Here is a 10546-nt window from a genome sequence, read left to right as displayed (position 1 = left end):
CTTCACAGAAAAGCCCTTGCCATTCGCTAGTAGTTAGCGTTTAATAAAACTCATTAAACGGTGATCTTCCTACAGAGGACTTTCACCTCATTAGTTCATGCCCATGCTGGGCGTACCAAGTTGCTACACTCGGAAAAATTACTCGCTGCGCTCCTAATTTTCCGGTGAGCAAGGCGTTGAGGCTGTAGAATAACTAACTCAGTCAAAACGACGAGTTTTTTTAGCTCCTGTAGCAGGCTGTAGAGTGTTAACGCGATACAGGTAATGTATTTAGTACCCCTATTTTATGGGGAAATTTATAATAAACGAGTTATTCTACAAACTCGTTAGTGTTTAAGGAAAATACGTGAAATTCGGATTGTTGTTTTTAATCTCTATAATTGCTTTTAGTGCTTCGGCTGAAATTAGTTTCGTTAAAGTAAAAGGCTTTGATGTTGAATATGAAATTAAAGGTAATGGAAAGCATGTTGTTTTCTTAGAAGCTGGTGGCTCTGCTGGGTTGTCTGATTGGGATCCTATTTTCGATAACCTAGCTCAAGACGCTAAAGTTATTCGTTACTCAAGAATTGGTAATGGTGGCTCAGAGCTCGTTGTGAAGAATTATAGCTCTGAGGAGTATGCTGAAGAGGCTCGTTTAGTTCTTGAAGCTCTTCACATTAAAAAACCAGTAGTTTATGTGGCCCATTCATATGGCGCTTACATCGCTAGACGCTTTGCTGCTACCTATCCTGAATGGGTTTCCGGGTTAATGCTAGTTGAGCCAGCTTCAGAACATGATGTTGATATTATGAGAAGAATTGATCTTACTAAAGCAGAAAAAGAAATTGCTCAAGTGAAACTGGACGATATGAAAAACGGAATGTCTAACCAATACCTAGATTTCTGGGCTAAACGACCACTGCCCGGTTATCCAGAGATACAGGATATTCCTGTAACAGTCATTGCATCAATAAAAAAATATGAAAATCCTCCATTACTCTTTTTCACAGATGAAGCCCGGGAAATGTGGGGAGAATTACACTCTGAATGGGCAAACGCATTTCCACAAGGAAAGGCTGTATTAACAAACAAGAGTTACCATTTCCCACAGAAAGATGAGCCAGATATGGTCGTTCAGGAAGTCATCGACTTGTTGGGGAGAATTAAACACTAACAAATGCAGTCAGCGGATTCGCTTCGCTCTCCGCTGCTGCAAGCGTTAGGCATTTAAACACTCAGCAATCACAGGATAATTATCAATGGGGAATAACGGTTCATCATTTAAGTTGTATGTTAAGCATTTAGGTGCTGCGTACTTGATTTATATAATTTTAGGGATGTTTAATTCACTACTATTTAAGCAAGGTATATACAACTTTGAGGCCTTTGATGAGGTTGAGATAAAGTTCAGACTTGCTCAAACTATAGATATTATTATGTTTATAGCTGTTATTTGGGCTTCATGGGCACAGTACTTAGTTACTAAAACGATAAACAAAAATTTTGCTCTCGTGGCACTACTTTTCAGGTTTGGAGAAGGGCTTCTCGGCTTTGTCGCAACAATCATTACATTAGCAGTGATAGCAGTTTTAAAGAATCCAGAATTTTCAACTGTATTTCAAGATGAGCAGTTGCATACATTAGCTAGCATATTTGTGAAAATAAGTGGCTCGATGTGGGATGTTCTTTTAATTATTATGGGTATTGGTGCCACGATTTTCATGTATTTGTTCTACGTCTCCAATTACGTACCTAAGTGGTTGGTTCTTTGGGGGGCATTCACTTATATTTCGATGGTGGTGTATGGTTTTTCAAATATTGTTCTACTTAATCCACCTCAAATATTGAGTTACTTCATGATGCCGGGAGCTGTTTTTGAAATAACGTTTGGCCTTTGGTTATTAATCAAAGGAATAGACATCCAACCTGATAAAAATCATGCCTAACAAATAAGAATAGGTGTCGCGAAGCCGACACCTTATTCGGGTGTTGGACAAGCCCGGAGCCTGCTTTATTATGTAAATAGCGTGATATTATCTGAAGTACTTGCAAGCAATAACCTAAATGCAAGACGTAGAAGACTGAGTCGATAAAGAGAACACATAATTAGGCCATCCATAATAACAGCAAGCAATAATAGACAGTCTCTTTAGCTTTTTTCGGTTGCTTAAATATCTATTCAGTCGAGGATATTAAGATTATCTGCTGAGATATTATGAATGTTGCTTAAATGGTTGAATTTAAGCCGAGTTAAAACCGTTATTTTGATATAACATAAATAACTAACGTTTTTCGTGTGTGGTTTATGCGCTATTCAAACAGGCTCGTGCATTGCCTATGCCATGTGTACGTTGCAAACCAACATGTTCGCTAAATTCACATAAGTGCTCAACGGTACCTACTGCACCTGTAAAGATACCTTCAAAATTAGTGGTTAGTTTTAACCAGCTTTCATTACTGATATGCAGTCTTGTTAAAATGCTTGCGGTTTTGCTGTTAATGGCACCACGTTTATCATCACGCAAAATACGTCCTGTTTCATCAACAAGGGTTAAGTAATCTTGTAAACTAAAACGAATGCCGGTTGTTTGGTCTTCGTGCTCATTACCTGAAAATGATAATAACGCGGTTGGCTGTTGACCTTTTATCGCCGCTTTTATGCGTAGTTGAATACTGGTGAAATTCGATTGCTCTGGTGTTGGTGCAATACCAGCGCGAACAGGATTTAAATCAACATACGCCATGCACGACAATATTGCACCTTCATCTAAGAGTGCTTGCGATTTAAAACGCCCTTCCCAGAAATGACCTGTACATTTATCTTCTTGATTTGCTTTTCGAGCAATGGGCTCATTAAGCGAGCGCATAAACCAACTAATATCGATAAGGCGGTTTCTATATATATCTGCTGTGCTTTTAACCATAGCCAGTTGATATTTATCAAGCGGTTGTTTCATTTGATATTGTTGAGTTAGTAAAGTGCCTTTAAATAACTGATGCCAGCGTTGTAGTACTTCTGCTGTTGTCCAGCTTTTAGCTTGTTCACTATCTACATGTAATACGAGATGTAAATGATTATGCATCACGGCATGTGCGCAAATGTCGATGGCAAAAACTTTTGCTAATTGAAATATGCGTTTCTCAATCCATGTTCGCCTATGCTCGTAACTAACACCGGTTTCTTTATCTACCCCACATAAAAAAGCCTTTCGTACCGTGCGGCTGCAAATATGGTAATACGGGGTATCGGATAAACTAATTTGTTGTGAGCGTGGCTTAGGCATAATAATCACCAAACTTAATCAAGGTAAATTAAGCTTAGTTTATGGATTGAATTTCATCCACGTTATTATGGGTGGCCTAATAAAATTCTAATAAATTTTAGTTAAAATATCGGTTTGTTCAAGTTTGAGTGATTGTCCTAGCTAATTTTGCACACATCGACCAGGTGAGGCGATATTTTTAACTGATTGATCTACTGATAATAATCGAGTAGTGTAAATATATTATAAATTATGGACGATTGATGCCATCTTGTAGAAAGAAGGAATTTTTCTCATAATAAACTGTTAGTAGTCATAAGGACTGTTTCGCATGAAGCGTATAATTTCATCTGTTATATTAAGCACATCTATTATTTATTTATCTGGTTGCTTATCTGAAAGCAGCGCCACGGAAAATGATTTTAATAAAGTAGATTTTAAAATAACTTCCCAAGGTTCACAAAGTGATACTCATGGTGGTCAATTAATAGTTGCTCTAAATGAAGTTCAATTTAATGAATTATTAAATAGAATACCTAGTATTTCAGGTGATTATCCCGAGCCTGATTGGGGTAATAATGAAGTTGTAACAATATTAAGCCGCATTTCTGCTTGTTCAGCGCTTGAGGTTACAAGTGTTACAGAAAACTCTGAAACTACATTAATTACAGTTTCAAAAGTTACATCTACTGATCCGGCTCTGTGTGATCCTACAATTGAAGCCTTCCAATCACTTGAATATGCGATGGTGGAGTTTGTGCGTAATAATAAACCAGTATCAGTCATATACAAAAATAGAGATGACTACTAACAAATAACTATGGTGTTAAAGGAATGAATTAAAATTAACAAGTTGCCTAAGTTCGCCGCAAAAGGCGAAGCTGGGACAAATACTTACAGGGCTTTTCCCATAAACGTTCGCATTTTCCCCTTGGCAAGGCTTTATCACTGAACTTTCAACTAACTTTAAAGGGATTAATTAAAGTGCTGCATACCTTAGAGACAAAACAACTCAAACCAGAGTTATCAACTCCCTTAATTAAACTCGTACTATTGATTTTCTTGCTTGTGATTATATATTTTGGATACGAAAGATATGAGCAGCATAAAACCGAGCAAGCAGAAGCTTCGATTTTTATTTTAAATCCCCAAGTTAATGATATTTATTTTCTAGATATGCAGCTTATCAATGATAAATTAGAACGAAAGAGCAAATATAAATTAGCTAAGGTTATACGTGTTTCTGATGATAACGTAGCTATAGTTTATGGGAGTGTTTTCTATCAATGGCAATATGCTGTAGTAAATAGCATCGAGTATGGTGAACTACATAACAGTGATTACTTTACCTTAATACCGGATTATATTTCCTTTAGTAAAATTAAAGAAATGAAGAATAACGGAGCTATTTACTTAGTTAAACGACCAATTCAAAATAAAGTTTATGGCAATGTTGTTAACCCTGAATACAATACAATATAATAAGAACTTCAAGCGGGACTGCTAACAGTTTGCTCAGTTTCGCTTCGCTACACATTTTAGCAAACTATTACCAGCCCCTTAAATGGGCATTGAGGCTGTAGAATAACTAATTCAGTCAAAACGACGATTTTTTTAGCCCCTGTATCACGCTGTAGAGTGTTAATGCGGTATAGGTAATGCATTTACTACCTCTATTTTACGGGGTAATTAATAAAAAACGAGTAATTCTACAATCTCGTTATATTTATAAGGATATTCGATGAAAAATTTACTGATAGTTGTCATAATTTTGATTCTTAGCGCTTGCGCTAGCACAAAAAAGGATTTTGTATTTGACGGTTCAACAATTGAATCAACCCAATATGGCATTTCTAAAGTCTCAAAACGTTTAAAGCCTACGCAACAAATAGAATTTATGATGGCTCTAATGGCTATTCAATTTTCAGATGTAAAAAGTGTTAATGACGTAATTGGTGATCCTACAATGACTAATGAAATAAACTATTTCATTATTGGCAAAAAAATTGACGGATTAAATTACTACGGTGTCTTAGATTTAGCTAAGTCTTCACCAACTAAAGTTAGTGTAACGGCACAATAAATATAACAACACGCCCTGAGGTGGACCGCTAGTAAAATCGGCAATTTATTGCAAACTTTAAAAGCGGTGGGCCTCTTAGTTTTAGGGCTTCTAAGAATTTCGATTCATTGTACGGCGTGCTCGTTTTCCAACACCTAAATACGATTAGGATCCACTTGAAAGCCAGTGATCTAATAACACGTTATTATGGGTGGCCTAATTAAGTCAAAATGAGTTATTCTACAAGTTCGTTATGTTTTCTTATAAAATGGAGTTTCAATGTTAAACCCGTGGTTGAATTATAAATTTGAAAATAGCACTGTCCACAATGAAGATCTGGATTTAATTAACCAGTTTAATTCAAAAGCTAAAACTGACTTTCAATACAGTGATGTACTTCTTCCAGATCCGTATATTGGCTCTCTTAATTCAAAATTAATGTTGCTAGCATTAAATCCAGGGCTTAGTGATAGTGATTTTGATGTACATAAAAATACAAATTATATTGAACATCATTGGAAAAATATTAATCAAACAGAGTTAGATTATCCTTTTTATTATCTAAATCCTAAATTGGATTGTCCTGGAACTGATTGGTGGCACAAGAAGCTAAAATGGATTATTCAAGATTTAAATCTTAAAAATGTAGCTAATAATATATGTTGTTTACAGCTAACTCCTTATCATTCTGTTAGGTTTAAAAGAAACCCTAAACAATTACATACCCAACGTTTCATTGCTCATACTTTAAAAGAACACATAAAAAAAGGTTATCCTATTGTAATCATGAGAAGTAAAAAACTATGGGTAGAGCTCGTGCCAGAACTAGATACTTATCAAAATGCCTTCTTATTAAGAAACCCAAGAAACCCAACTTTGAGCCCCAATAATATAGGTGATGAAAATTACCTTAAGCTATTGGAAATATTGGGTTAAGGAAAACATAACAAATAAGAATAGGTGTCGCGAAGCCGACACTTTATTCGGGTGTTGGATAAGCTCGAAGCTAGCTTTATATAGTAAATAGCCTGATATGTAAATACAAGGCACACTGTTCCAAAGAACGAGTGTTTTTGTTCGTTAATTTGGCTACTTATTCATAGATTTCATCTTTCCTTTTATTCGAACGCTAATGCCATTATCCCTTTTCTTAAAAATTTTAACGAAGACAGTCGCTCAAAGTTCTATTTAACCTGTGTTATTTTTTATTTTGAGATACTTTATAAACGAATGTCCTGATTAATTACTGGTTAATCACTTAAATCAAAAAGCTTGAATTAAAAGCAGTTGTTAAATCAAAGCCAGCTAATATAGCTGGCTTCTTTGTATTTGAAAATTAGTTAAGGGTTTAACACAGCCTATGTTAACATCCCTTTTTTGATTTAAAGATACTTAAACCATGTCATTACCAGAGCCGCTAAACCAATTTATTAAACACGTTGAAACCACTCAAACATTTTACGGATTACAAGAACCTAAATCACAAGAGTGGGTTATTCTTGATTCTGTAAATTTTGAAGAGCATGACGTAATGCCTTTATGGTCAACAACTGAATTAGCAAGCGTACATATTGCTGATGAATGGGCTGATTATGTAGTTGCACCCATTACAGTTGCTGATTGGTTAGAATTTTGGGTAGAAGATTTATCTAACGATCCAATGGTGATTGGTGTTGACTGGCGTGACGAGGATAACTGCGCTGAGTATGCACTAAGTGATTACAGTCAGGCTATTATCAGTATTGAAAAATACGTATAAAACTTTGCAACCGCTTAACTTTTTATTTCAGCGTGACTTTAAGGCACAAGTCATAGCATGATGAGAAAAACGATAGATATTCCGTATAAAGCGACTTACGGAATGACGCAACTATGTAGCAAAGTAGCAGGCCAATGACGAAATCACCTGAACTAACCTGAATCAATTAAGCTATTCTCGTCTTCTTGAACTTGATATCCAGCTCAAACAAGACGAGAAAAATGATAGAGATTCCGTATAAAGTGACTTACGGAATGACGCAAGTATGTAGCAAAGTAGCAGCTCATTTAAAAGACTAAAAATAACAACCGTCATTAAAAATTAGTTTTTAATGACTTTGCCACCTTTCATTACAAAATCGACATCTAACAATGCTTTAATATCTTTTAGCGGATTATCATCAAACGCAATGATATCGGCTATTTTTCCTGGCGCTAATGTCCCTAAACTTGCAGACATACCAATTAAATCGGCGGCATTAACAGTAGCGGATTTTAATACGTCACTGTTTTTCATCCCCGCTTGTGCCATTAGCACAGCTTCTTTGCCATTATCGCCATGATGAGAAACACCACTGTCTGTTCCATACGCGATTTTAACACCCGCTTTATATGCTTTTTTAAAGGTCTCTGTCATATCAGAGCCAACGCGAATCGCTTTTAACTTAATTGCTTCAGACATAAAGTTACTATGTTTAGCCATTTCAACAACCGTATTACCCGCTAATAAGGTTGGTACTAAATAAGCGCCAGATTTCTTAAACAGCTTGACGCTTTCTTTATTTGCATAGCTACCGTGTTCAATACTGTCGACACCGGCGCGAAGTGCGGCGTTTATACCTTCTGCTGCATGTGCGTGACTGGCTACTTTTCTGCCAAGTGCATGTGCGGCGTTAACCACTTCTTTTAATTCATCATCTGACATTTGTTGGCCAGTACCTGTATTGGTATCTGACAAAACCCCACCCGTTGAGGTGATTTTAATCACATCTGCGCCATATTTAATAGCGTGACGTGTTGCTCTTCGACAGTCGAAAGGCCCGTCACAAATAGTTTTACTGGTTCGCATAGCGAGAATATCAGGACTTAATCCGTCGACGTCACCATGTCCACCGGTGACTGAAACAGATGATCCTGAGGCAACGATTCTAGGACCATCAACCCAACCTTTAGCAATTCCATCACGTAGTGCAAAAATTTGCTCTGCACTTGCGCCTAAATCTCTAACCGTAGTAAAACCTGCCATTAAGGTTTTTTTAGCATTAGAAATACTTTGCATTAAGGCATCGGAATCAGACATACGTAGAGATTGACTGTCATTTTTAGGTCCTAATTCTCCTTGTAAATGCACGTGCATATCCATTAAACCCGCCATAACAAAACTTGATGATAAATCAATTAACTGAGCGTCTCTATTGATATCATAGGGGTTAACGAAGCCTTTTTTAATCTCAGTAATTTTTCCATCGGTAATCACCAAGGTTTGTTTAGATAACGTACCTTTACCGGCAACGGGTAATAAAGTACCCGCATGGATCACCTGTGTTTGTGCCAATAGGTTGAAAGAGGAAATTATCGATAGTGAAAGTAAGGTGTGTTTTAAGGTGTTAAGAACGCGAGTAGTTTGTGCTGTGGTGGTAGTTGTAGTCATGACTGGTATTACTCTAAGTTGGTTGCTTAAATAATTAAACTGAAAAATAGTTAAACTGAAAAATAGTTAAACTAAAAAATTATAAAAGCATAAAAATATAGCTACCAATACCTTAGCAGCTATATAGTTTTCGTCAAGAAGACAAAGTTGGCCGGTGTGTTCTAATGGTGATGACCACCTACACCGTGTGCATGGCCATGTTGTACTTCTTCATCGGTTGCCGCGCGAACATCAACAACGTCTATATCAAATGTTATGACCTTTCCAGCTAATGGTGGGTTAATGTCTACAGTGATCATAAACTTCCCTGCTTTTAATACCGTCACTTGACGTTGACCTTGCTCAGTATGAACAACTGCAATCATGCCCGCTTTCCATTTAGCATTTTTGCTTGGTAAACCTTGTAAATGTTTTACTGGTACACGTTGAATCAAGTCTTCTTGACGTTCGCCATAAGCTTCTTCAGGTTGTAAAGTTACGCTGAATTTATCGCCAGCTTCTTTGTCAGTTAACGCTTTTTCTAAGCCCGCTAAAGTATTATTTGCTCCGTGTAGGTAGGCAAGAGGATCACTACCATGAGAAGATTCTATTTCTTCTCCTGCTTCATTTTTTAGAACATAATGGAACTGAACAACGGTTTTATCTGTAATTTTCATGTAATTCTCTTTAACGGTTTATAAATGAATTTGGTGCTATTTCGGCTTCGTATTATACTAGATAAGTACAGGATAAATGTTAATTAAACGTTCATACGAAGTATTGGCGCTTATTTTAGCATTAAACACTATAAATTAAGAGTCAGTATTTTATCTCAATTTAAGCCCATAGCAGTAAAATAACAACACTAACAATGATCAACAACATCCCTATATATTCAATTGTAGTGATTTTCTCTTTAAATAAACGGTAAGTTAATGCCAGTGTGATAAAAAACTCTACTTGACCTAATGCTTTGACATAAGCTGCATTTTGCAGACTTGCCCCGGTAAACCAACCAATAGAACCAAGTACACTTGTTATACCGACAAATAAGCATAAACGCCAATGAGCTAACATTAACTTTAGCTGTGTTTTATCTTGTAAATAAACATAAATAACAGAAATAATTGATTGAACCGTGATCATAAATACCAAGGTAATTGCTGCACTCACCAATAAATCAATATTAAGAGCTAAACTAGACTCTCGAATTAGTAATGTTGTAATGGCTAATCCTAACCCTGCCGAAAGTCCATAAAACAAGCCCATTTTAGCATCAGAGCCCGTTAAGAAATCACGTGGTCTAAATTTAACCTTCGAGACAAATAAAACCCCAATAACACCAACAATAACACTAAACCACCCCATGAGACTTAATGGCGCAGCAAATAATAATGCGCCAACCATAGCCACTTGTATCGCTTCCGTTTTGGCAAGACTTGTTGCAACAGCAAAGTTTTTGTATCGAAAAGCAGCAACTAAACAAGCAGTACCAATGATCTGGCTTACACAGGCAATTAAAGCATAAAATAGAAAATCATTATTGAGCGTTGGTACTGAAACCTCTCTAAAATCTAACATCCACCAGACATATGCCCAAGCAAATGGTAGCGCGTAAACATAACGCACTGCCGTGGTAGCCATAGAGTTTAGTTTACCGGATAATTGTTTTTGACCAGCAGTTCGAATTGCTTGCATAGTAGCAGCAAGTAACGTGAAATAAATCCAAGTGTATTCTGATGTAAACAGATCTGAAATAGACAAGACTGATGTTCCTTTAAGGTATATATAATAGAGACAATTTACTAAGCAACGCTAGCTTTAACTGGCTTTAACACATATTAATTTTGTTAA

The 10546-nt window shown here is 36.4% G+C and carries 11 protein-coding genes and 1 pseudogene; 7 read left to right on the top strand and 5 right to left on the bottom strand.

Annotated elements, in window-relative coordinates; translation table 11 throughout:
* The first annotated feature begins 346 nt into the window (after window positions 1-346).
* Complete coding sequence (locus tag KO509_RS08430; protein ID WP_215972840.1) at window positions 347-1153, top strand: alpha/beta hydrolase; 807 nt, start codon at window positions 347-349, stop codon at window positions 1151-1153.
* An 85-nt stretch (window positions 1154-1238) separates the two neighbouring features.
* A complete protein-coding gene (locus KO509_RS08425) occupies window positions 1239-1925 on the top strand; it encodes a DUF4386 domain-containing protein (protein WP_215972839.1) in 687 nt (228 codons plus the stop codon).
* 357 nt (window positions 1926-2282) lie between these two features.
* On the opposite strand, the gene KO509_RS08420 is transcribed toward KO509_RS08425, so the two are convergent.
* On the bottom strand, window positions 2283-3263 hold the full coding sequence (locus tag KO509_RS08420; protein ID WP_215972838.1) for a transposase: 981 nt from the start codon (window positions 3261-3263) through the stop codon (window positions 2283-2285).
* Between the two features lie 310 nt (window positions 3264-3573).
* Between KO509_RS08420 and KO509_RS08415 the strand changes: the two genes are divergently transcribed.
* The 3 genes from KO509_RS08415 to KO509_RS08405 all read left to right on the top strand — a co-directional run bounded on the left by KO509_RS08415 (window position 3574) and on the right by KO509_RS08405 (window position 5325).
* Window positions 3574-4053, top strand: a complete 480-nt coding sequence (locus KO509_RS08415) for a hypothetical protein (protein ID WP_215972837.1) — start codon at window positions 3574-3576, stop codon at window positions 4051-4053.
* A gap of 173 nt (window positions 4054-4226) precedes the next feature.
* Window positions 4227-4724: a hypothetical protein gene (locus KO509_RS08410; protein WP_215972836.1), complete on the top strand. Its 498-nt coding sequence runs from the start codon at window positions 4227-4229 to the stop codon at window positions 4722-4724.
* 259 nt (window positions 4725-4983) lie between these two features.
* Entirely contained in the window at window positions 4984-5325 is a 342-nt protein-coding gene (locus KO509_RS08405) for a DUF6694 family lipoprotein (protein WP_215972835.1), read from the top strand.
* Between the two features lie 28 nt (window positions 5326-5353).
* Here KO509_RS08405 and KO509_RS18010 read toward each other — a convergent pair.
* Window positions 5354-5500 (bottom strand): annotated as a pseudogene (locus KO509_RS18010) (IS110 family transposase); the annotation flags it as partial.
* A gap of 83 nt (window positions 5501-5583) precedes the next feature.
* Between KO509_RS18010 and KO509_RS08400 the strand changes: the two are divergent.
* Together KO509_RS08400 and KO509_RS08395 are read left to right on the top strand one after the other, a co-directional pair.
* A complete protein-coding gene (locus KO509_RS08400; RefSeq protein ID WP_215972834.1) occupies window positions 5584-6240 on the top strand; it encodes a hypothetical protein in 657 nt (218 codons plus the stop codon).
* A 463-nt stretch (window positions 6241-6703) separates the two neighbouring features.
* Window positions 6704-7063 carry a DUF2750 domain-containing protein gene (locus KO509_RS08395; RefSeq protein WP_159820101.1) on the top strand — a complete coding sequence of 120 codons (360 nt, stop codon included), beginning with the start codon at window positions 6704-6706 and terminating at the stop codon, window positions 7061-7063.
* 321 nt (window positions 7064-7384) lie between these two features.
* Here the strand turns inward: KO509_RS08395 and KO509_RS08390 are convergent, their stop codons facing one another.
* The 3 genes from KO509_RS08390 to KO509_RS08380 form a co-directional block, all read right to left on the bottom strand.
* Entirely contained in the window at window positions 7385-8713 is a 1329-nt protein-coding gene (locus KO509_RS08390) for an amidohydrolase family protein (RefSeq protein WP_215972833.1), read from the bottom strand.
* A gap of 161 nt (window positions 8714-8874) precedes the next feature.
* Window positions 8875-9369: a peptidylprolyl isomerase gene (locus KO509_RS08385; protein WP_215972832.1), complete on the bottom strand. Its 495-nt coding sequence runs from the start codon at window positions 9367-9369 to the stop codon at window positions 8875-8877.
* 160 nt (window positions 9370-9529) lie between these two features.
* Complete coding sequence (locus tag KO509_RS08380) at window positions 9530-10456, bottom strand: DMT family transporter (protein ID WP_252727456.1); 927 nt, start codon at window positions 10454-10456, stop codon at window positions 9530-9532.
* Between the last annotated feature and the right edge of the window lie 90 nt (window positions 10457-10546).

The sequence above is a fragment of the Colwellia sp. C2M11 genome (assembly GCF_018860915.1).
Lineage (GTDB): Bacteria > Pseudomonadota > Gammaproteobacteria > Enterobacterales > Alteromonadaceae > Colwellia.
This window is presented reverse-complemented; position numbering and strand designations above follow the sequence as displayed.